General features: G+C 71.7%; 18 protein-coding genes. 10 read left to right on the top strand and 8 right to left on the bottom strand.

Annotation, left to right across the window (positions count from 1 at the left end; all coding sequences use genetic code 11):
* Positions 1-108: 108 nt before the first annotated feature.
* Complete coding sequence (gene gyrB, locus OG767_RS01250) at positions 109-2,055, bottom strand: DNA topoisomerase (ATP-hydrolyzing) subunit B (protein ID WP_405091793.1); 1,947 nt, start codon at positions 2,053-2,055, stop codon at positions 109-111.
* Between the two features lie 547 nt (positions 2,056-2,602).
* Here gyrB and OG767_RS01245 point away from each other — a divergent pair.
* Entirely contained in the window at positions 2,603-3,157 is a 555-nt protein-coding gene (locus OG767_RS01245; RefSeq protein ID WP_281933903.1) for a hypothetical protein, read from the top strand.
* A 13-nt stretch (positions 3,158-3,170) separates the two neighbouring features.
* Here OG767_RS01245 and OG767_RS01240 read toward each other — a convergent pair whose 3' ends face one another.
* From OG767_RS01240 to dnaA, 5 genes are all read right to left on the bottom strand, one after another.
* Entirely contained in the window at positions 3,171-3,812 is a 642-nt protein-coding gene (locus tag OG767_RS01240; protein ID WP_405091792.1) for a DUF721 domain-containing protein, read from the bottom strand.
* Positions 3,802-4,935, bottom strand: a complete 1,134-nt coding sequence (gene recF / locus OG767_RS01235) for a DNA replication/repair protein RecF (protein WP_405091791.1) — start codon at positions 4,933-4,935, stop codon at positions 3,802-3,804. Before recF ends, OG767_RS01240 begins: the two co-directional genes overlap by 11 nt.
* A gap of 16 nt (positions 4,936-4,951) precedes the next feature.
* Complete coding sequence (gnd, locus tag OG767_RS01230) at positions 4,952-5,824, bottom strand: phosphogluconate dehydrogenase (NAD(+)-dependent, decarboxylating) (RefSeq protein ID WP_405091790.1); 873 nt, start codon at positions 5,822-5,824, stop codon at positions 4,952-4,954.
* A 40-nt stretch (positions 5,825-5,864) separates the two neighbouring features.
* Positions 5,865-6,998 carry a DNA polymerase III subunit beta gene (gene dnaN / locus OG767_RS01225; RefSeq protein WP_396772397.1) on the bottom strand — a complete coding sequence of 378 codons (1,134 nt, stop codon included), beginning with the start codon at positions 6,996-6,998 and terminating at the stop codon, positions 5,865-5,867.
* A gap of 805 nt (positions 6,999-7,803) precedes the next feature.
* On the bottom strand, positions 7,804-9,672 hold the full coding sequence (gene dnaA / locus OG767_RS01220) for a chromosomal replication initiator protein DnaA (RefSeq protein ID WP_405091789.1): 1,869 nt from the start codon (positions 9,670-9,672) through the stop codon (positions 7,804-7,806).
* Between the two features lie 575 nt (positions 9,673-10,247).
* On the opposite strand from dnaA, the gene rpmH reads away from it, so the two are divergent.
* The 9 genes from rpmH to OG767_RS01175 all read left to right on the top strand — a co-directional run bounded on the left by rpmH (position 10,248) and on the right by OG767_RS01175 (position 19,433).
* Positions 10,248-10,385: a 50S ribosomal protein L34 gene (gene rpmH / locus OG767_RS01215; protein ID WP_091061882.1), complete on the top strand. Its 138-nt coding sequence runs from the start codon at positions 10,248-10,250 to the stop codon at positions 10,383-10,385.
* Between the two features lie 29 nt (positions 10,386-10,414).
* A complete protein-coding gene (rnpA, locus tag OG767_RS01210) occupies positions 10,415-10,828 on the top strand; it encodes a ribonuclease P protein component (RefSeq protein WP_405091788.1) in 414 nt (137 codons plus the stop codon).
* A 41-nt stretch (positions 10,829-10,869) separates the two neighbouring features.
* Entirely contained in the window at positions 10,870-11,109 is a 240-nt protein-coding gene (gene yidD / locus OG767_RS01205; protein WP_233220212.1) for a membrane protein insertion efficiency factor YidD, read from the top strand.
* A gap of 3 nt (positions 11,110-11,112) precedes the next feature.
* Positions 11,113-12,102 (top strand): membrane protein insertase YidC, encoded by a 990-nt coding sequence (yidC, locus tag OG767_RS01200; protein ID WP_405091787.1) that lies wholly within the window; start codon positions 11,113-11,115, stop codon positions 12,100-12,102.
* A gap of 208 nt (positions 12,103-12,310) precedes the next feature.
* The gene (locus OG767_RS01195; RefSeq protein WP_405091786.1) at positions 12,311-12,901 is read left to right on the top strand and encodes a protein jag; all 591 of its coding nucleotides are present in this window, start codon (positions 12,311-12,313) and stop codon (positions 12,899-12,901) included.
* A 374-nt stretch (positions 12,902-13,275) separates the two neighbouring features.
* Complete coding sequence (rsmG, locus tag OG767_RS01190) at positions 13,276-14,049, top strand: 16S rRNA (guanine(527)-N(7))-methyltransferase RsmG (protein WP_405094100.1); 774 nt, start codon at positions 13,276-13,278, stop codon at positions 14,047-14,049.
* Positions 14,050-14,291: 242 nt separating this feature from the next.
* Complete coding sequence (locus tag OG767_RS01185) at positions 14,292-15,623, top strand: AAA family ATPase (protein ID WP_405091785.1); 1,332 nt, start codon at positions 14,292-14,294, stop codon at positions 15,621-15,623.
* A gap of 27 nt (positions 15,624-15,650) precedes the next feature.
* Complete coding sequence (locus OG767_RS01180; RefSeq protein WP_405091784.1) at positions 15,651-16,691, top strand: ParB/RepB/Spo0J family partition protein; 1,041 nt, start codon at positions 15,651-15,653, stop codon at positions 16,689-16,691.
* A 1,890-nt stretch (positions 16,692-18,581) separates the two neighbouring features.
* Positions 18,582-19,433: a hypothetical protein gene (locus OG767_RS01175; RefSeq protein WP_405091783.1), complete on the top strand. Its 852-nt coding sequence runs from the start codon at positions 18,582-18,584 to the stop codon at positions 19,431-19,433.
* A gap of 25 nt (positions 19,434-19,458) precedes the next feature.
* Here OG767_RS01175 and OG767_RS01170 read toward each other — a convergent pair whose 3' ends face one another.
* Together OG767_RS01170 and OG767_RS01165 are read right to left on the bottom strand one after the other, a co-directional pair.
* On the bottom strand, positions 19,459-20,451 hold the full coding sequence (locus tag OG767_RS01170) for a D-alanine--D-alanine ligase (protein WP_405091782.1): 993 nt from the start codon (positions 20,449-20,451) through the stop codon (positions 19,459-19,461).
* A 7-nt stretch (positions 20,452-20,458) separates the two neighbouring features.
* On the bottom strand, positions 20,459-21,772 hold the full coding sequence (locus OG767_RS01165; RefSeq protein ID WP_405091781.1) for a PLP-dependent aminotransferase family protein: 1,314 nt from the start codon (positions 21,770-21,772) through the stop codon (positions 20,459-20,461).
* Positions 21,773-21,914: the final 142 nt, after the last annotated feature.

Genomic DNA, 21,914 nt, shown 5'->3' with positions numbered 1-21,914 from the left:
TCGTGATCTAGCTGTGGATAACGGCTGTGGAAAGCGGCCAGGCTGTGGATAACTCTGTGGACTGCCGGGCCGGTCGGTGGATCTCCGGCCGGCCCGGGCACGCGTCCGTCAGATGTCCAGGAACCGCACGTCCTTGGCGTTGCGCTGGATGAACGACCGGCGCGCCTCGACGTCTTCACCCATCAGGACGCTGAACAGCTCGTCCGCGGTGGCGGCGTCGTCGAGCGTGACCTGGCGCAGCGTACGGGTGGCCGGGTTCATCGTGGTCTCCCACAGCTCCGGGTAGTTCATCTCGCCGAGGCCCTTGAACCGCTGGATGTCATCCGGCTTGGCATTGGCCTTCTTCTGCTGGCGCAGCGCGATCAGCCCGTCCCGCTCCCGGTCGGAGTACGCGTACTGGGCGTCGTCGCCCTTCTTGTTCCACTTGATCTTGTAGAGCGGCGGGGCGGCCAGGTAGACGTGGCCCAGCTCGACGAGCGGTCGCATGAAGCGGAACAGCAAGGTGAGCAGCAGCGTCTGGATGTGCTGGCCGTCGACGTCGGCGTCGGCCATCAGCACCACCTTGTGGTACCGCAACTTCTCCATGTCGAAGTCGTCGTGGATGCCGGTGCCGAGCGCGGTGATCAGCGCCTGCACCTCGTTGTTCTTCAGCACCCGGTCGATCCGGGCCTTCTCCACGTTCAGGATCTTGCCGCGGATCGGCAGGATCGCCTGGGTACGCGGGTCACGGCCCTGCTTGGCCGAGCCGCCGGCCGAGTCGCCCTCGACGATGAAGACCTCGGACTCGCGCGGGTCGGTGGACTGGCAGTCGGCCAGCTTGCCCGGCATCGAGCCGGACTCCAGCAGCGACTTGCGCCGGGCCAGCTTGCGCGCCTGCTGCGCGGCGATGCGGGCCCGGGCGGCCTGGGACGCCTTGGTGATGATGATCTTCGCCTCGGCGGGGTTGCGGTCGAACCAGTCGACAAGCGACTCGTTGCAGACCCGCTGGACGAAGCCCTTCACCGGGGTGTTGCCCAGTTTGGTCTTGGTCTGCCCCTCGAACTGCGGGTCGGTCAGCTTGACCGAGATGATCGCGGCCAGACCCTCACGGATGTCCTCCCCGGAGAGCCGCTCGTCGCCCTTGAGCAGCTTCTTCTCCGCGCCGTAGCGGTTGACCACGCTGGTCAACGCGGCCCGGAAGCCCTCCTCGTGGGTGCCGCCCTCGTGGGTGTTGATGTTGTTGGCGAAGGTGTAGACCGACTCGCCGTACGACTCGTTCCACTGCATGGCGATCTCGGCCGACATGCCGGTCTCCTCGGCCCCGAACTCGACCACCGTCTTGTGGATCGGGCTCTTCGAGGCGTTGAGGTGCCGGACGAAGTCGGCGATGCCGCCGTCGTAGTGGAACGTGACCTCGCGGGGCTTGCCCTCCTCGTCCTCCGGCACCCGCTCGTCCAGCAGGTGGATGGTGAGGCCGCGGGTGAGGAAGGCCATCTCCTGGAGGCGCCGGTAGATGGTGTGGAAGTCGAAGTCGACGGTCTCGAAGACGTCCGGGTCGGGCCAGAAGGAGACCGCGGAGCCGGTCCGGTCGGTCGGCTCGCCCTTCTCCAGCGGCGTCGGCTTCGACTGGTTGTAGCGCTGCCGCCAGACGAAGCCGTCCTTGTGGATCTCCACGGCCATCCGGGTGGAGAGCGCGTTGACCACCGAGACGCCGACACCGTGCAGGCCGCCGGAGACCGCGTACGCCTTGCCGTCGAACTTGCCGCCCGCGTGCAGCACGGTCAGCGCCACCTCGACGCCCGGCTTCTTCAGCTTGGGGTGCAGGTCGACCGGGAAGCCCCGGCCGTTGTCGGTGACCCGGACGCCCCCGTCGGCCAGCAGCACCACGTCGATGGTGTCGCAGTAACCGGCCATGGCCTCGTCCACCGCGTTGTCGACGACCTCCCACACCAGGTGGTGCAGACCGCGCTCGCCGGTGGACCCGATGTACATACCGGGCCGCTTCCGGACCGCTTCCAGGCCCTCCAGCACGGTGATGGACTCGGCGCCGTACTTCTTGTTGTCCTCCGCTGCCACGCTCGGCCACTTTCTCGCACCGGCCGCGCGTGGGCGCGGGGCGCGGGTTCGGCGGACAGGACGCGACGTCGGCGTGCCCGGGCCGCTCCCCGGGATCACCAGGTAACGGATCGGGTACGCCGGGCGCCGCGGTTGCCCGCGGATCGCGATCGGCTCGGACCCGATGCGGCACAATGATCAAGGGCCCTGGGGGCCCATGTCGATCGCTCCGTGCCGGGTCTTTCGTCTCGCCCCCAATCTTACTGTGCGCAGCCGACCAAACCGCCACTCGGCACCCCTGGAGAGGCGGCTGAGAATGCCGTAGCCGGACGAACCTCGCTGCCCGCGACTCCCCCTACACGCCACCGGCACCCGCCGTGCCATCGGCCACCGCGACCGGTCCGGGCCGCCGGGCCGGTAACCGACGGTTCGCGGGCCGGGGGTCGCGGTGGAACGCGACGTGCCGTACCTTTTGCGGCGCCGCCGTTGCGGTCTTGATCTTTCGCGCTCGGACCGGGGACCATCGCCTGGGATGGTCCGACAGACGCTTGGTGAGAGGTGACGCCAGATGGGGCTGGACAACGTCGCGGTGCACTGGCCGCGTACCGGCCGCTTCTACGATCCGGTAGCGCCGGCTGAGTTCGTGGACTTCGGCGAAATCGTGGACATGCCACGCATCTCCGCCCCGACCGCCGCGCTCGCCGAGTTGATCGCGAAGACCGGCACGGTGCGGGCGACCGCGTACACCGAGCTGGTCGACCTGATCCTCGGGCTGGAGAATGTGCTCTACGCCACGGAGAACGCGGCCGAGGACGAGGACCCGGTGATCGACCCGGACGGCTGCGCCTGGATCGCCGAGGGCGTGGAGAAGTTCATCGCCCGGCACCGGCCGTACGGCGAGGCGGTCACGTTCGAGTCGGTCAGCGAGGTGCTGCGCGCGCTGCTCGGCGACGGGCGGCTGGCCGAGCAGCAGCTCCGCTGGCTGGAGAGCCGGCTCGACAAGCTGCGCGACGACAGCGGCGATCCGCCGCAGTGGAACTTCACCTGCGCCGAGCTGAGCGTGCTGGCCGCGTTCTACCGGCGCTGCGCGGAGCGGGGCTTCGCGGTCTACGCCGACGTGTAGCAGCCGCTCAGGGTCAGCCGTAGGTGTCCCGGGGGCCACGGCCGCGTACCCGCCGGGGGCCGCGCGACCAGGACGGCGCGGCCGGGCCGTGGATGTGCAGCTTGCGCACCACGTTGTGGCCGACCTCGCTGGCGATCTGCTTGAGCAGCGAGCCGGCCAGCAGCCGCAACTGGGTGGCCCAGGCCGTCGAGCGGGCCTCCACGGTCAGCTCGCCGTTCTCCAGCTTCACCGGGCGGCTGTGCTGGGCGACCTCCGCGCCGACCACCTTCTCCCACGCGCCGAAGACGGTCGCCTCGGCCGCCGGCTGCTGCCAGCCGCGCGCCTTGACCAACTTGTCGAGCACCGCGCCGAGCGGCTGCGGGTCACGCGGATCCGGGCCGGGCCCGGAGTAGCCGCGCAGCCGCTTCTCACCGTCGCCACGGACCGCGCTGCGTCGTCGAGGGCCGGCCGCGGCCTGGCGCCGGGCCTTCGCCGCGTCCAGCACCGCCCGGGCCAGCTCCGGCCCGGCCGCGCCCTCCGTCGCCGCCGCGCCCGGCTCGCCGTCCGCCGGCTTCCCCGGGGTACGCGCGGCGGGCCCACCCCGGCCAGACGTTCCCCCGTCTCGCCCCGGCCCCAGCCGTGCGGGCGGGAGCCGGACCTCGTCGTCATCCGGCACGTCGCACCGTCCCCTCGCCAACCGTGTAACGAGCACCGCGCAGCGTCACCGGCACGTCGTCGTCCACCGCGCAGGTGACCAGGAGCTGGCTGGCGCCGCCGACCAGCTCGGCCAGGCGTTCCCGCCGGCCGGTGTCCAGCTCGGCGAAGACGTCGTCGAGCACCAGCACCGGCTCGATCCCGTCGGCGCGCAGCAGGTCGTACCCGGCCAGCCGCAGCGCCAGCGCGTAGGACCAGGACTCGCCGTGGCTGGCGTACCCCTTGACCGGCAACGGGCCCAGGGTGAGGGCCAGGTCGTCGCGGTGCGGACCGACCAGCGTGGTGCCGCGTTCGATCTCGGCGGCGCGGCCCGCGGCGAGCGCGGCGGTCAACGCCTCGGCCAGCGCCGGTCGGTCGACGGCCGGTTCGGGCAGGTCGACCGACGGCCGGTAGGTGATCCCGGCCGCACCCCGGCCGGCCGCCACCGCGTCGTACGCCTTGGCCACGTGCGGGGTGAGCGCGGCGACCAGTTCCAGCCGGCCGGCGAGCAGGTCGGCCCCGTGCTGCGCGAGGTGGGCGTCCCAGACGGTGAGCGTGGACAGGTCACCGCCACGGGAGCCGCCGGTCTTGCGGGCCAGGTACGCGGAACGCAGCAGCGCGTTGCGCTGCTTCACCACCCGCTCGTAGTCGGCGCGGACACCGGCGTAGCGGGGTTGGCGGCTGACCAGCAGGTCGTCCAGGTAGCGGCGGCGTTCGGCCGGGTCCCCGCGGACGAGTTCCAGGTCCTCCGGCGCGAAGAGCACCAGCCGCAGCGCGCCGAGCACGTCCCGGGCGCGGCGGGCCGGGGAACGGCCGAGCCGGGCCCGGTTCGCCTTGCCCGGCACGATCTCCAGCTCGACGAGCAGTTCCCGGCCGTCGTGCACCACCGCGCACCGGATCACCGCCGAGGTGGCACCCATCCGGACCAGCGGGGCGTCCGTGGCGACCCGGTGCGAGTCCAGGGTCGCCACGTAGCCCAACGCCTCGACCAGGTTCGTCTTGCCGACGCCGTTGGCGCCGACGAGCACGCTCGGACCCGGCTCCAGGTCGACGCCGACCCGCTCGTACGAGCGGAAGTCGACCAGTTCGAGCCGGCGGACGTACACAGGCTGTGGACGCCGGTCAGCGCTTGTGGACGGCGTGCCCGCCGAACTGCTGGCGCAGCGCGGAGACGGCCTTCAGGGCGGGTGATTCGTCCTGCCGGGAGGCGAACCGGGCGAACAGCGCGGCGGTGATCACGTTGAGCGGCACGGCGAGCCGGACCGCCTCGTCGACCGTCCACCGGCCCTCGCCGGTGTCCTCGGTGTAGTCGCTCAGCTCGGCCAGCTCCGGGTCCTCGTCGAGGGCCCGGTCGAGCAGGTCGAGCAGCCAGGACTGGACGACGGTGCCCTTGCGCCACGACTTGACCACGCCGGGGACGTTCGTCACCAGCTCGGACGCCGAGAGCAGCTCGAAGCCCTCCGCGTAGGCGTGCATCAGGCCGTACTCGATGCCGTTGTGCACCATCTTGGCGTAGTGGCCGGCGCCGACCGGGCCGGCGTGCACGAAGCCGAACTCGCCCTCGGGCCGGAGCGCGTCGAAGATCGGCATGAGCCGTTCGACGTGCTCCTGCGCGCCGCCGACCATCAGGCCGTAGCCGTTCTGCCGGCCCCAGACGCCGCCGGAGACGCCGACGTCGACGTAGCCGATGCCGTGCTCGTTGAGCCGCTCGGCGCGCGGGGCGTCGTCGCTGAACCGCGAGTTGCCGCCGTCGATGATGATGTCGCCCTCGCCGAGCACGCCGGCGAGTTCGTCGATGGTGGCGTCGGTGACACCGGCCGGGACCATGACCCAGATGGCGCGCGGTGCGTCGAGCTTCTCGGCCAGCTCCGCGAGGCTCGCGGCGTCGCTGAGCTCCGGGTTGCGGTCGTAGCCGACCACCTCGTGCCCGGCGGCGCGCAGCCGTTCGCGCATGTTGCCGCCCATCCGGCCGAGTCCTACCAGGCCGAGCTGCATGTGCTGCTACCTCCGTACGTCAGGGTGGTGCTGCCGGCGATCAGCGGGAGACGCGGATCGGCATGATGAGGTACCGGTACCCCGGAATGACCTCGCCATCCTCGCCGGCCGGAGAAAGGACCGCGGGCTTGAAGGCGTCGACGAACCGCAGCAGGACGTGCTGGGCACCCAGGTTGGACAGGCCGTCGATCAGGTACTGCGGGTTGAAGCCGATGGTGAGCGGGTCACCGCTGAAGGTGGCCTCCATGGCCTCGCTGGCCCGGGCCTCCTCGGTGCCGCCGGCCTCCACGACCAAGCCGTCGGCGCTGAAGCTGAGCAGCACCGGGGTGGTGCGCTCGGCGACCAGCGCCACCCGCTTGACCACCTCGATGAGGGTGGCGACCGCGACCCGGGCCTCGGCGTTGTGGGCGGCCGGGAACAGCGAGCGCACCGGCGGGTAGTTGGCGCCGTCGAGCAGGCGGCTGGTGGTCCGGCGGGTGCCGCCGGAGAAGCCGATCATGCCCTCGCCGGCGCCGCCGGCGGAGAGCGCCATGGTGACGTGCCCGCCGAGCGGGCCGAGCGCCTTCGCGGTGTCGTTGAGCGTGCGGGCCGGCACCAGCGCGTTGAGGCTGATCTCCGGGTCGTCCGGGTGCCACTCCATCTCGCGCAGTGCGAGACGGTAGCGGTCGGTGGCGAGCATGGCCATGGTGCCGCCGGACAGCTCGATCCGGACGCCGGTCATCATCGGCAGCGTCTCGTCGCGGCCGGCGGCCACGGCCACCTGGGCCACGGCGGCGGCGAAGGCGGCGGCGTCGACGGTGCCGGCGCTCTCCGGCATCTCCGGCAGGGTCGGGTAGTCCTCCACCGGCATGGTGGGCAGCGTGAACCGGGCGCTGCCGCAGACCAGCTCCAGGTGGGAGCCGACGGCGGCGATGTCCACCGGCTTGGCCGGCAGCGCCTTGGTGATCTCGGCGAGCAGTCGACCGGAGACCAGTGCCGCGCCGTCCGCGTCACCCTGCACCTCGACGGTCACCTGGCTGGAGACCTCGTAGTCGAAGCCGGAGACCTGGAGGTTGCCGTCGGTCACCCGGAGCATCACCCCGGCCAGCACCGGCACGGAGGGTCGGTTGGGCAGGCTCTTGGCGGTCCACGCGACCGCCTCGGCGAGCGCGTCGCGCTCCACTCGGAACTTCATCAATGCCTCCGCGTCGACGTCAGCGACAACTCTCTCATGCCGACCGCTGCCACCCGTCCCGCCCGACCGTGCGGGTACCCATCGCACCTTAGGGCGCGTGGGCATCGGCTGTGCGCCCGACCCCGTGGATCCAGGTGCCCGGCCGACTGCCGACGGCAGCGCTGCGGCCCGATCCACAGGAAGTCCAACGGTGATGATTGGTTTTTGTTGTTTAGAAGAGATAACTCATCGTCTTCATCGCACCTGTGCAAACTGTGGAGAACCGGCGTTTGCGCAGGTCAATCACGTTTTCCACAGGTGGGTTTCCGGTGGATAACCCGGGGTACAACCCGGGTCCCGGTCCACAGGCCCCGTCGGCCGCCGGGTTTTCCACCGCTGTCCACCGGTTGTCCACCGGTAATCCACCGGTTTTCTCCCCAGCGCTGTGGACAACGCCGACGGTCCGAACCCCCGTCGTCCCCAGAACCTTCAACAGGATCCCCACAGGCGGGCCGTCGTCGGTGGACAACGTGACCGTTGTCCCCAGGCGTCCACAGGCTCGTCCCCAGGAGTTGTCCACAGTCTGTGGGTAACCGGTCGGGTGCACAGGGTGGTTTTCCACCGCCTGTGACACAGGGGATGTGGACAACCGGTACGAGCTGTGGACAACCACGACGCCGATTCTGGGCCCTCCACCGGGTCGAGGGTCAACCGGCGGCGTCCTCGGGTGGCCCGGCGGCGTCCACGCGGTGCCCGACGGGCACGAAGAAGCCCGGCCGGGAACGTCGTCCGGCCGGGCTGTCGTGTCGGGTACGAGACGAGCGTCTCAGGTGTTCTGCTTGATCCGGTTCGTCAGCTCGGCGATCTGGTTGTAGAGCGAGCGCCGCTCCGCCATCTGCTGCCGGATCTTCCGGTCGGCGTGCATCACCGTGGTGTGGTCGCGTCCGCCGAACGCCTGGCCGATCCGGGGCAGCGACAGGTCGGTCAGCTCGCGGCACAGGTACATGGCCACCTGGCGGGCATTGACGAGCACCCGGGACCGGGAATGACCGCGCAGGTCCTCCAGGCTCACGCCGAAGTACTCGGAGGTCGAGACCATGATCTGGTCCGCGGTGATCTCCGGGCCGGCGCCGTCCGGGATGAAGTCGCGCAGCACCTCCTCGGCCAGGGACAGCTCGACCGAGGACCGGGTGAGGCTGGCGAACGCGGTGACCCGGATCAACGCGCCCTCGAGTTCCCGGATCGAGTTCGACACCCGGGAGGCGATGAACTCCAGCACGTCCGGCGGGGCGTAGAGCCGCTCCTGCGCCGCCTTCTTCTGAAGGATCGCGATCCGGGTCTCCAGGTCGGGCGGCTGGATGTCGGCGAGCAGGCCCCACTCGAACCGGGTCCGGAGCCGGTCCTCCAACGTCGCCAGCTGCTTTGGCGAGCGGTCGGAGGTGATCACGATCTGCTTGTTGGCGTTGTGCAGCGTGTTGAACGTGTGGAAGAACTCCTCCTGCGTCCGTTCCCGGTTCTCCAGGAACTGGATGTCGTCGATCAGGAGGATGTCCACGTCCCGGTAGCGGCGCTGGAACGCGCTGGTCTTGTCGTCCCGCAACGAGTTGATGAAGTCGTTGGTGAACTCCTCGGTCGAGACGTACCGGACCGAGCGGGCGTTGCCCAACGTGGTGGCGTAGTGCCCGATGGCGTGCAGCAGGTGGGTCTTGCCCAGCCCGGAGCTGCCGTAGATGAACAGCGGGTTGTACGCCTTGGCCGGCGACTCGGCCACCGCGACGCTCGCCGCGTGCGCGAAGCGGTTGGACGAGCCGATGACGAACGTCTCGAACATGTACTTCGGGTTGAGCCGGTTGCCGCCGCTCTCCACGCCGGGCAGCCGGCGGTCGGCCTGCCCGCCCGGCCGGTGGTGATCGGGTGCACTGCGGCCGGGGCCGTTGTCGGTGGCACCACGGCCCGGACCGTTGTCGGTGGCGCCGCGCCCCGGACCGTTGTCGGTGACACCGTCGCGGGGCAGTCCGCGCAGCGGCGGGGAGTCGACCGGCCCCGGAGCCTCCCGGTAGCGGGGCTCGTATCCCTGCTCCGGGGCGGGCGGCTCCAGGCCGTGGCGGTCGTCGAAGGACCGGCGGTCGGGCGCGGCGCGCAGCGGCTCGGCGAACGCGGCGCCGAAGAGCGTGTCCTGTCCGTCCCGGCCGGCGGGGATCAGGTGCGGCCGGCCGCCGTCCGCGTTCCGCTGCCGTGGCGCGGGCTCCTCCATCGGATGCTCCGGCCGGGCGTCCGCCGCGTACTGGGGATCCGGGCGGGACGCGGGGTAGGCGGACTCGGGCGGCGGACCCGCCCGGTCGAATCCGGGGAGCAGACCGACCGCGCCGTCCCGGTCGGAGAGCGGTTCCGGGCCGCTGCGGTACACCGTGCCGGCCGGTCGCCCGCTCGGGTCGTCGGGGACCCGTACGGTGACGGCCACCTGGATCGGTCGGCCGAGCCTGCGGCTCAACGCCTCGGTGATGGCCGGGCGGAGCCGGGACTCGATCACGTCGCGGGTGAACGCGTCCGGCACGGAGAGCAGCGCGGTGTCCTCGACGATCGCGCGGAGCCGGGTGAGCCGGAGGTACGCCCGCTGCTGGGCGGAGATGATCTCGTCGGCGAGTTCCTCGGTGGCCGCCGCCCACACCGCGGCAAGGTCTGTCGCTCCGGTCACCGTCGTGCCACCCCCTCGCCTGATCCTCACGCCCGCCCGGACGGCTGACCGGTCGTCATCCACAAGTTATCCACAGCCTGTGTACCGACCGATTGTGGCCGCCCACCGGACGCGGGTCGGACCTGCCCCCTGATTGGCGGAGGCGCTGAAGCGGGTTCACCGTGCCGAACGATTCAACAGCTTGTCCGGTCTTGCCGGTCGGCGACAAACCCGGGCACCCGACGCCGACCGCAATCGCGCACGCTAACAGCGCGGACCCCGCGCCATCAACCGCCGACACCCTTGAGGCGGTGACGACCGCACCGGAAACGACCCCGTCGGCTGCCGTCGCGGCGCAGGTCGGGGCCGGGCGGGAAGGGTTTGACGGTCATTGCGGTGCTGCGTAGGCTGGAGCGGATGCTCTCTCGCCCTCTGCTAGGGTGATGGATGCTCGTTGCCTGCGGCCACCTCCCCAGCACCACCGGAGGCCGGCTCGCCGGGCAGCGTCGATCAGCGGTCACCGTCCAGGTGATCGGGACCCGCACAGGACCCCGGGCGATCCGCCGCGCGGGGCGTACGACAACGGAGAGCCTGACGTGAGCAAGCGCACCTACCAGCCGAACAACCGCCGGCGCGCGAAGACCCACGGCTTCCGGCTGCGCATGCGCACCCGTGCCGGCCGCGCCATCCTTTCGACCCGTCGCGCCAAGGGCCGCACCCGCCTGGCGGCCTGAGGCCGACCGGTCCGGGGACGTGGGCAGTCGTGCTGGCCGCCGCACAGCGACTGCGGCGCAGTAGCGACTTCGCCGTAGCGGTTCGTGGTGGCCGACGCGTCGGCCGTGGCGCCGTCGTGGTCCACCTGACGCTCCCCGAGCCGACCGGGTCCACCGCGACACCTTCGCCGGAGCCGGCGCGGAGCAGCGGTGCGGAGATCTCCGCACCGCGCCGCGCCGGCTTCGTCGTGTCCAAGGCCGTCGGCGGCGCGGTGGTGCGCAACAAGGTCCGCCGCCGGCTGCGGCACCTGGTCCGGGAACGCCTGGCCGAGCTGCCCGCCGGCACCACCCTGGTGGTACGCGCCCTGCCTCCGGCCGCCGACGCGGCGTACGCCCGACTCGGGGCCGACCTGGACGCCGCGCTCGCCGCCGCACGGGCCCCCCGGGGACGGCGGTCGCGATGAACGGCGGCCCCACGCCCCCCTCGCCGACAACCGGTGCCCGCATGCTGCTGGTACCCATCATCGCGTACCGTCGGTGGATAAGTCCGGCACTGCCGGCCCGCTGCCGGTTCTACCCGTCGTGCAGTGCCTACGCCGTGGAGGCGGTGTCCCGGCACGGCGCGTTGCGGGGAGCCTGGCTGACGGTCCGGCGGCTGTCGCGCTGCCACCCCTTTCACCCAGGTGGACACGACCCGGTGCCGGAGCCGGGCGGTCGCCGCCGTGCCGACGTGACTGGAGCCTGAGAATTGAGTCTCGACTGGATCTACTACGCGATCTCGTGGATCCTGCTGACCTGGCACTCGGCCTGGGACGCCATCGGGGTGCCGGTCGGCGCGGTCATCGGCACGAACTGGGCCTGGATCCTCGCCATCATCTTCCTGGTGGTGACGGTCCGGGTGATCCTGTTCCCGGTCTTCGTCAAGCAGATCAAGTCGCAACGGGCCATGCAGGCGCTCCAGCCGAAGGTGAAGGAGCTCCAGGAGAAGCACAAGGGTGACCGGGAGACGCTCCAGAAGGAGATGATGGAGCTCTACCGGAAGGAAAAGGCCAACCCCCTGATGGGCTGCCTTCCGATGTTCCTCCAGATCCCGGTCTTCCTGGGCCTGTTCCACACCCTCAAGCGGCTCAACCCGACGAACCCCGGCAAGACGCTCTACGGCTGGACGGCCGACCAGTTCAACAGCGCCTCCAGCGCGAAGCTCTTCACCGCCCCGATCTCCGGCCGGTTCGGCTCCACCGCCGCCGACCTGGCGCCGCTGGGCGCGAACACCGGCACCGTGAAGCTGATCGCCGGCATCCTGGTGCTCATCATGATCGCCACGACCTACCTCACCAGCCGGCAGATGATCCTCAAGACCGGTTGGGCGGAGGACCCGCAGCAGCGCATGGTGCAGCGGCTGATGCTCTACGGCATCCCGGTCTCGCTGCTGGTCTCGGGCTCGATCTTCCCGATCGGTGTGATCATCTACTGGGTCACCAACAACCTCTTCACGCTCGGCCAGCAGCAGTGGGTGCTGCGGAAGTTCCCGCCGCTGGTGCCGCCGAAGAAGGCCACCGCCACCGCCGGCAAGACCGCCGCCCAGCCGGCCAGGACGAGTGGCCTGTTCGGTCGCAAGGCCGCCCCGCCGGTGGCCAAGGCCCCGGCCGCCGCGCCGAAGGTGGCCGGTCCGAAGCCGGGCGCCAAGCCCACCAACCCGAAGAAGGGCGGCAGCCGCCCCGCCAAGCGGCAGGGCTGAGCCGCACCGGGCCGTCGCCGCGACCGGTGGCGGCCCTTCCGGACCCGAGCAGCACCCGAGGAGTCGGCGCCGGGCCGGAACCGCCGCGCGACGCGCGGTCACGGGCGACACTGGCCCGTACGGACGTGCCCGAGGGGCATCCGGCGAACCTCCCGCCGGCCCCCGGGAGACAAGCGGACCTCGACGGTCCGGCCGAGCGAGTACGGAGATGAGACCCGTGACCGACACCAGCATCCCCAGCGCTGACCAGTCCGTGGACGAGGAGACCCCTGCGGCTGCCGCCACCGAGACCGACGAGGGCACGGCCGTAACCCGGGAGAAGAAGGCCCCGGCCGACAGCGACCTGTTCCGGCAGAGCGAGATCGCCGCCGACTACGTCGAGGGCCTGCTGGACATCCTCGACTACGACGGCGACATCGACGAGTTGGTCTCCGGTGGCCGGCCGGTCGTCGAGGTGGTCGGCGGCCGACTGCAGAGCCTGGTCGGCCAGCGGGGCGCCACCCTGGAGGCGCTCCAGGAGTTGGCCCGCCTGGCGGTGTTCCGGCAGACCGGCACGCCGAGCCGCCTGCTGCTGGACGTCGGCGGCTACCGGGCCGCCCGGCGCAAGGAACTGGCCGCGGTCGCCAAGAACGCGGTCGAGAAGGTCAAGGAGCACGGCGAGCCGGTGCGCCTGGAGCCGATGTCGGCGTTCGAGCGCAAGTGCGTGCACGACGTGGTCAACGCGATGAGCGGCGTGGAGAGCGAGTCCGAAGGCGTGGAGCCGAACCGCCGCATCGTCGTCCGGCCGGTTGCGGACTGAGGTCAGTGGCCTCCGACGACACGACGGCGGACGCCGTGGCCGGCCCGGGTGGTACGCCACCCGGGCCGCCGGCTGTGCGGCCCGAAACGACCCCCGACCCGTTCCGCTCCGACGAGGACCGGCCGGCTGATCCGGCGTACGCGCCCGGGGCTGCGGTCGATCCCGAGTTCTCCGGCGACACCACGACGGTGGACGGCGTCGAGCCTCCCGCCGACACCGAGGTGACACCGGCCTTCTCCGGTGACGTGCCGGCAGCGGCCGAGCCCGTCGACACCGACGCTCCGGCCGGGACGGTCGACCCGTTCTTCGCCGAACCGGACGTGGTGGCGGTGCCGGCCTTCGCGGATCCGGCAGCCGTTTCCGAGCCATCCACGGTGGACGGGCCCGTCGCGGGTGCCGCACCCGACCCGGCCGACGCCACGTTGCCGCCGGAGCTGGCGGAGGCCGCGCGTGCACTCTTCGGCGACCGGCTCGACCTCGCCGCCGCGTACGCCGAACTCCTGGCCACCGAGGGTGTGCTCCGGGGCCTGATCGGGCCCCGCGAGACGCCCCGGCTCTGGGACCGGCATCTGCTCAACTGCGCCGTGGTGGCGGAGCGGATCCCGGCGGACGCCCGCGTGATCGACGTCGGTTCCGGTGCCGGGCTCCCCGGCCTGGTGTTGGCGATCGCCCGGCCGGATCTCACCGTGACCCTTGTCGAGCCGCTCGCCCGGCGGGTCGCCTTCCTGGTGGAAGCGGTGCAGCGCCTCGGCCTGACCCGGTCCGTCCGGGTGTTCCGGGGGCGGGCCGACGAGGCGGCGGCCGGTTCCCGGGACCGCGAGCCGCTCTCCGCCGACATCGTCACCGCACGGGCCGTGGCCCCGCTGGACCGGCTCGCCGGCTGGTGTCTCCCGCTGACCGTGCCGGGCGGCCGGTTGCTGGCGCTCAAGGGCGCCTCCGCCGCCGAGGAGATCGCCGAGCACGCCGATGCGGTGACTCGTCTCGGCGGCGGGGAGCCCATGCTGCACCGGTGCGGGACCGGATTGATCGAACCGGCGGCAACTGTGGTCGAGGTGGTCCGGGAACGGGTGGTCAACCCGAAGAAGCCGAAGGGGCCCAAGCGCTCGCGTGGCGGTCGCCGACGTGGCGACCGTAACCGGGATCGCTGAGTGGAGCAGGCTTTCCGGATGCCCCACCGGGTCGTTGGACCGGTGGGGCGTGACCGGATCGATCACAACCCGACATGGACCCGCCACGCCCGTCGGCCGTAGGCTGACCGCGCGTCGATAGTGTGGAGCGGCGGTGCCGGGCGGCACCCGACCCGACCGTTTCCGCCGGCCGGTGACGCCGCGCACAGCGGAGGCCCGATCGACGGTGCGAACCGACCATCCGGAGCGGGTAGGGATGACAGGTGCATGACGACGGCAGGTACGACGAGCCACGGCTGACCGGCGCCGGCGGGCGAGCCCCGGACGGTTCCGTTTCACGTGAAACCAGCTACCAGGAGTGGGCGGTGAACGATTCCCGTGACGCCTCACCGCCTTCTCCGGTCGACCCGGCCCACCGGCCGGAGGCGTCGGTGGCGGGCGCTCTCCGGCCGGTCTCGTCCGCACCGGCCAACGTCCCCCCGGCCCGCGAACCGCACGACCCGAGCGACGGCCCGGTGAACGCCCCGTCCCCGCGACCGGCATCGGTGCGGGCGAACGTCGCGATCCCCGCCCGTTACGAACCGCAACCGCCGGTCTCCGCCGTACCGCACCAGCCTGTCCCGGACCCGGTGTCGGCCGACACGCCACCGGTCGCCGGATACGGGGCCGAGGCCGCGGCCGACACGTACGTTTCACGTGAAACCCCGACGCGCGAAGAGGATGACCCACCGTTGGCTATGGAGGCGATGCGCGCCGTGCAGATCCTGAATCCCAGTGGCGAGGTCAACATGCCCCGCCCCGACCGGACCCGGGTGATGTGCGTCGCCAACCAGAAGGGTGGCGTGGGCAAGACCACCACCACCGTGAACCTGGCGGTGGCGCTCGCGCTGCACGGCAACCGCGTGCTCGTGGTCGACCTCGACCCGCAGGGCAACGCGTCCACCGGGCTGAACGTGCCACACCACACCGGTGTGCCGGACGTCTACGACTGCCTCATCGACAGCGTGCCGCTGGAGGAGGTGGCCCAGGCGGTCGAAGGCATCCCCAACCTGTGGTGCGTGCCGGCGACCATCGACCTGGCCGGCGCCGAGATCGAGCTGGTCTCGGTGGTCGCCCGGGAGTCCCGCCTGTCACGCGCCATCGAGGCGTACCCGGGCCACTTCGACTACGTCTTCATCGACTGCCCGCCCTCGCTCGGCCTGCTGACCGTCAACGCGTTGGTGGCCGCGCAGGAGGTGCTGATCCCCATCCAGTGCGAGTACTACGCGCTGGAAGGGCTCAACCAGCTGATCAACAACATCAACCTGGTACGCCAGCACCTCAACCCGAAGCTCGACGTCTCCACCATCCTGTTGACCATGTACGACCGGCGTACCCGGCTGGCCGACGCGGTGGAGCAGGACGTCCGGAACCACTTCGGGGACAAGGTGCTCCAGGCCGTCATCCCCCGCAACGTGCGTGTCTCCGAGGCACCGAGCTACGGCCAGTCGGTCATGACCTACGATCCCGGTTCGCGGGGGGCCACGAGCTACTTCGAGGCCGCCCAGGAGATCGCCGAACGAGGGGTCAAGGAGCCGGTGAGCCGGAATGCGTAGTGCGGAGAAGTCGCTGGGAGGCGTCGCATGAAGAACCGTCCCCGCGGCGGTCTGGGCCGAGGGCTCGGCGCCCTCATTCCCACCGGGCCGGCGCCGGGCGTCGCCCCGCCGGAGGCCGATGAGGCATCCGTCCCGACGGTGGCCACCCCGGCTTCTCCCGTCGCGGACCCGCCCCCTGCCGGGCCCGGCGCGGTCCTCGACCGTGGAACGCCGGTCGCCGAGCCGGAGTTCGAGCTGAGCCCGGTGCCGGGTGCCCGCTTCGCCGAGATCCCGGTCGACACCATCGTGCCGAACCCGAAGCAGCCGCGGCACGTCTTCGACGAGGAGGCGTTGGAGGAGCTGAAGACCTCGATCCAGGAGGTCGGCTTCCTCCAGCCGATCGTCGTGCGGCAGCTCGACGGCGAGAAGTACGAACTCGTCATGGGTGAGCGGCGCTGGCGTGCCGCCCAGGCGGTCGGGCGGGAGAGCATTCCCGCCATCGTCCGGGAGACCAAGGACGATGCGATGCTCCGGGACGCGCTGCTGGAGAACATCCACCGCGCCAACCTGAACCCGCTCGAAGAGGCCGCGGCCTACCAGCAGTTGCTGGAGGAGTTCGGTGCCACCCACGAGGAACTGGCACGCCGGATCGGCCGCAGCCGACCGCAGATCTCCAACACCATTCGCCTGATGAACCTCCCCGGCGCCGTGCAGCGGCGGGTCGCCGCCGGGGTGCTCTCCGCCGGCCATGCCCGGGCGCTGCTCAGCCTCGACGACGGTGAGGCCCAGGAGAAGCTCGCCACGCGGATCGTCGCCGAGGGCATATCAGTACGCGGCACCGAGGAGTTGGTGGCTCTGGCGCTGGCTGAGGGTCCGGCGAAGCCCCCTGCGGCCAAGCGCCGGACCAAGGCGCATGCTCCCGCGCTCTCCGATCTCGCCGACCGGCTCTCGGACCGCTTCGACACCCGGGTGAAGGTCGACATCGGCCGGAGCAAGGGCAAGATCACGATCGAGTTCGCGACCGTCGACGACCTGGAGCGGATCGTCGGCATCATCGGCGTGGGCCAGGAGGAGCAGCCCGAGGAGTGACTCACTGCTCGACCCGACCGGCCGCATTCCCGTTGAGGGGGTGCGGCCGGTGGCATTCCGGCACCCGTCCACCGCTGCGGTTCGCCCACGGTGCCGTGCCTCGCGCCCCGTTGTCACTCGCCCGACGTGCTGTGCCTCGCTCCCGTTGTCGTTACGCCCGACGTGCGGTGCCTCGCTCCCGTTGTTGTTCGTCGGACGTGACGCGCCCCGACCGTGCGGATCACCCGGGCGTGCCGCGCTGCCACCGTTTGCCGTTCGCTGGTCGTACCGCGTTCGACGCGAGGACCGTCGGCCGCCGGCACCCCCTACCGTGGGACGCGCCGGGCCGGGGCGGCGCGTGGGCCGTGAGGCGGTAGGGCTGGCGGTGCGGTTTCACGTGAAACGGCCTGGGCTTGCCAGGGGCCCGCAAGAGGTTCCCCATAAGCCTTGAGCATCTCGACCCGGATAGGCGGGTGTTCGGCCTGCGGGGCGGGAGCGGTGTCCTTGCGCTTGCTCGTCGCATGCGATTGAGCCGTGGCGACGGGCGGCTTGTCTGTCGCCGGAGTTGTTCGGTCGGCTCCTCTCCCCGACACAGGCTCGCCGTGCCGCTGAGCCGAGCTGCCTCGACCCGGCTGGTCGTCGGCCTTGCCCGCCGTGCTGTCCCGTCACGGCATGCGCGGTGAGCCCGGGCCCTCACCCGATCGATCACCGGGCGGGCCTCGCGATGCTGCCCATGACGGCATGCACGGCGCGACAGACGGGGTGCGCGGTACGCGTGCACGGCTTCGGGCACGGCGCGCGGCTAAAGGCAGTCATCCCGCAGCCCTCGCGGCGATCCCCACCACATCCTGGCCCGGTCACCGACTCAGCCCGGCCGAGTCACCGGCGCAGCAAACCCAGCGGACTCCGGTGTCGCGCGACGACGGAGGCGAGCGTCGCGCTCAAGCCGCACATCCTGCCCGCCGCACTCGTGCTTGGGCCGGCATCGGGCAGCGGCTCCGGAATGAGGTCTCCACCCGGCGCAGATGCGGTGCCGTTCCCACGGACCGCTGAGAGGGACCGAGCGGATCCGACCGCGCGGCGCGGCCGGGCCGGGGCGCTTCAGGCGTGAGCCGACACCGGTGGGACGAGTTCGTCGTCGAGGTCGTGGTCTGGGGCAGCGCGAGTCCGCTCGCAGCGCTCCGGCGCGCCGATTGTCGCCGCCCGTGGGGTCCCGCCGCGCGCAGTCCGAGCCGCGTCCTGGAGGTAGCCACTGGGACTCGACAACGATGCCCGGTAGTGCCGTCCCGGGAGGACCGTCGGTGCGACCGCCCCCCGCAGCCCATCGCCGGGTATACGCCAGCGGGCACCCATGTCCGGAATGGATCCCTGAGCGGCGATGGAAGGGCTTCCTCGTTCGAGTGGATGAGTTCGGTCCTCACGGCAATCGGGCGAGCATGTTCGTGGCGGCGTCCCGCCCCCTGCGGGATTCCGTAGCCCGTTTCACGTGAAACGGAGAAGAGGGCCGCGCCCAATCGAGCGCGTGCCTCCTCCAGGCTGAACCGCGACGGGTGCCCCGCGCAGCCAGGAATCATGGAGCGCTCCGTTTCACGTGAAACGAGCCAACCCACGCGGCGGGACTGAGCCCTCTTTGAGCCGCTGCGTCGGAGCCCTCCGCTCGTTGAATGGAAGGGTCGACGGGAGGCCTCACGACCGCGGAAGTTATCCACAGCCGTTGTCCACAGGCTCACTCCGTTTCACGTGAAACAACACCCGGAAACCCTTGCTGAGCTGTGGATGACGCACTGTGGTGGTGATCTCGGCGGCCTGTGGACAACGTGGTGGACAACGTGCTGTGGATCGTCGAAGCGGGCTCGACTCCGGTGGGAACGGGGAGGGACAGGCGTCGCCAACTCCGTTAGGGTCAGCGTCGTGCAGGACACCCCTCCCTCAGTCCCGGACTTCACCCAGTGGCCCTCCTTCCCCTTCGAGGGCGATCTTCGCGTCAAGCAGCTCGACGATCCCGTGCCGGTCGAACCTCCCCGTCGGGGCGAGGAGGACCGGGAGTGCACCGCCTGCAACGCGCCTGACGAGGCGTACATCTGGGTTGGTGAGCGGTGGCGGGTCCGCACCATGGACCGACCCACCGGCCTGCCGATGGTGCTGATCCTGGAGTCCCGCTCCCACCTGGACCTCGGTGACCTGCCGAACCTGCTCGCCGCCGAGCTGGGGGTGATGACCGTCCGGCTGGAACGGGCCATCCGCTCGCTGGACGGGGTCGCCCGGGTGCACGTCAACCGCTGGGGCGACGGGTCGGCGCACCTGCACATGTGGTTCCTGGCCCGCCCGTACGGGCGGCTGCAACTGCGGGGCACGTTCCTGTCGCTGTGGGACTCGATCCTGCCGCCGATCTCCGAGGAGCAGTGGCGGGAGAACCTCGCCATGGTGGCGGCGTGGCTGGCCGAGTTCGGTGGCCGACCGCTCGCCGAGCCGCCGCGCATCCGGTGGCAGGCGCCGTCGAGTCTCTCCTCGCCGGCGCCGGCGGACACCACCGAGGAACCCGACGAGGAGACGGCGTCGGTGATCGAAGCGGCGGACGAGATCCCGGAGGCCGAGCCGGTCGGGCCGGCCGACGACGCCGACGATGACACGCCTTCCGTGCGCACGCCGGACGGCGGCCCCCGCGACGGGGATGGCGAGCCCGCGACCGGCGACGCCGGGCCCACGGCGTTGGACGGCGGCGCGGAGCCGGCGACAGGATCGGCCGGTCCGAACCGGGAGTGAAAGTGGTGGGGCCGGCCGGGTCAGCTCAGCGGCGGGCGGCGGCCCGGCCCACCAGCGAGCCCAGGACGCGACCGAAGTCGAGCCCGGCCGCCTGGATCGCCAGCGGCAGCAGTGACGTCTCCGTCATGCCCGGCGAGACGTTGACCTCCAGCACGTGCGGCCGGCCCTCCGCGTCGACGATCAGGTCGACGCGGGACACGTCCCGCAGCCCGAGCGCCGTGTGCGCGGCGAGCGCCACGTCGGTCACCTGCGCGGTCGTGGCGGCGTCGAGCCGGGCGGGCGCGTGCCAGGTGGTACGCCCCGCCGTGTAGCGGGCCGCGTAGTCGTAGACGCCGTTGCGGGGCACGATCTCGACCGGCGGCAGGGCCTGCGGGCCGTCGCCCAGGTCGAGCACGGACACTGCCACGTCCATTCCGGGCACGTAGCGCTCCACCAGCGCCGTCTGGTCGTACGCGAAACAGCCGACCATCGCGGCCGGCAGCGACGCGGCGTCCCGGACCACGGCGGCGCCCAGCCCGGAGCCGCCCTGCGCCGGCTTGACCATCAACGGCAGCCCGAGGCGGTCGACGATCCGGTCCAGGACGGCGACCGCGCCCAGCTCGGAGAAGCGGTCGTGCGGCAGCGCCACCCAGTCGGGCGTGGGAATGCCGGCCTCGCGCAGGACGGCCTTGGCGGATGGCTTGTCCCAGGCCAGCCGGGAGGAGCGGGCGTCGCAGCCGACGTAGGGCACGTCACACAGGTCGAGCACGCCGCGCAAGGAGCCGTCCTCGCCGGTGGCGCCGTGCAGGGCGATCACCACCGCGTCCGGCGGGTCGGCGGCCAGCGCGGGCAGCAGCGCGACGTCGGCATCCCGCAGCTCCGCCTGTACACCGACCGCGCGCAGCGCGTCCAGCACGCGACGGCCGGACCGCAGGGAGACGTCCCGCTCGTAGGAGAGACCGCCGGCGAGCACGAGCACGTGCAGCTCGTCGGCGGAGGATCCGGTCACGGGTGTCGGTTCGGCGGGGGTGACGGCCATGCCGGCATCATGCCAAGTCGGGGCCGGGCGCGTCGGAGCCGCCCTGGCGTCGGCGTGGCCCGGCGTTGCCGACCGCTCCGAAGACCTTCCGCATGGCGATCTCCTGCTCCATCACGCCGGCCAGCCGGCGCACGCCCTCCCGGATCCGCTCCGGCGGCGGGAAGGAGTAGTTGAGCCGCATGTTGGACGTGCCCGTCCCGTCGGCGTAGAAGCCGGTGCCGGGCACGTACGCGACCCGGGCGGAGACGGCCCGCGGCATCATCGCCTTGGCGTCCAGCCCCTCCGGCAGGGTGGCCCACACGAAGAGGCCGCCGGTCGGGGTGGTCCAGGTGGTGCCGGCCGGCATCAGGTCGGTCAGCGCGCCGAGGAGCGCGTCCCGCCGCTCGCGGTAGACCTCCCGGTAGGTCTTGAGCTGCTCCCGCCACGGCATGGTGCCGAGGTACGTCGAGACGGCGGACTGCGCGAAGACGCTGGGGCAGAGGATCTGCGCCTCGCTGGCGATGACCAGCTTGTCGCGCACCGCGTGCGGGGCGAGGATCCAGCCCACCCGCAGGCCGGGGGCGAACGTCTTGGAGAACGTGCTCAGGTAGAAGACCCCGTCGCGCCGCCGGGCCCGCAGCGGCGCCGGCGCCTCCCCCTCGAAACCGAGCTGACCGTACGGGTCGTCCTCCACCACCAGCAGGCCGGCGCGCTCGCAGATGTCGAGCACCCGTTCGCGCCGCTCCTCGCTCAACGTCACGCCGGCCGGGTTCTGGTACGTCGGGATGGTGTAGAGGAACTTCACCCGCCGGCCGGCCCGGGCCATATCGGCGATGGCCACCTCCAGCGCCTCCGGGATCAGGCCCTGGTCGTCCATCGGCACGTGGGTCACCTGCGCCTGGGCGGCCTGGAACACCCCGAGCGCGCCGACGTAGGTCGGGCCCTCGGCGAGCACCACGTCACCCGGGTCCAGGAAGAGGCGGGCCACCAGGTCGAGCGCCTGCTGCCCGCCGACGGTCACCACCACGTCCTCCGGGGAGGCCCCGCAGGAGGCGTCGATCCCGGAGAGGGCCATCACCTCGCAGATCCGCTCGCGCAGTTCCAGGGTGCCCTGGCCGATGCCGTACTGGAGGGTGGTGGCGCCGTGCTCGGCGCCGAGCCGGCCGAGCATCTCGCCCACCGCGTCGAGCGGCAGCGCGGCGATGTAGGGCGCTCCGCCGGCGAGCGAGACGACCTCCGGCCGGCTGGCGACCGCGAAGAGCGCCCGGATCTCGGAGGCGGTCATCCCCCGGACGCGGCGGGCGTACCGGTCGGTGTAGTCGTCGAGCGTCGTGCCGGTCATGACATCACCTCGGTCGGGGTGTCGGCGGGGCTGCCGCCCGGTGTGGTACCCGCGATGCCGGCATCCAATGGCGGCGCGCGGCCGATTGGTCGATCGTAGTCCCTGGTGACCGGCGCGGAACCCGCCGTGTGGACACGTCCAC

It is taken from the genome of Micromonospora sp. NBC_01392 (assembly GCF_045040125.1).
GTDB lineage: Bacteria > Actinomycetota > Actinomycetes > Mycobacteriales > Micromonosporaceae > Micromonospora.
This window is presented reverse-complemented; position numbering and strand designations above follow the sequence as displayed.

Bases quoted from the DNA above. Each gene is read 5' to 3' on its own strand.
- OG767_RS01245 (WP_281933903.1), top strand. From the start codon at position 2,603: ATGGGGCTGGACAACGTCGCGGTGCACTGGCCGCGTACCGGCCGCTTC.
- gnd (WP_405091790.1), bottom strand. From the start codon at position 5,824: ATGCAGCTCGGCCTGGTAGGACTCGGCCGGATGGGCGGCAACATGCGC.
- dnaN (WP_396772397.1), bottom strand. From the start codon at position 6,998: ATGAAGTTCCGAGTGGAGCGCGACGCGCTCGCCGAGGCGGTCGCGTGG.
- yidD (WP_233220212.1), top strand. From the start codon at position 10,870: ATGCTGCTGGTACCCATCATCGCGTACCGTCGGTGGATAAGTCCGGCA.
- OG767_RS01195 (WP_405091786.1), top strand. From the start codon at position 12,311: ATGAGACCCGTGACCGACACCAGCATCCCCAGCGCTGACCAGTCCGTG.
- OG767_RS01180 (WP_405091784.1), top strand. From the start codon at position 15,651: ATGAAGAACCGTCCCCGCGGCGGTCTGGGCCGAGGGCTCGGCGCCCTC.
- OG767_RS01170 (WP_405091782.1), bottom strand. From the start codon at position 20,451: ATGGCCGTCACCCCCGCCGAACCGACACCCGTGACCGGATCCTCCGCC.
- OG767_RS01165 (WP_405091781.1), bottom strand. From the start codon at position 21,772: ATGACCGGCACGACGCTCGACGACTACACCGACCGGTACGCCCGCCGC.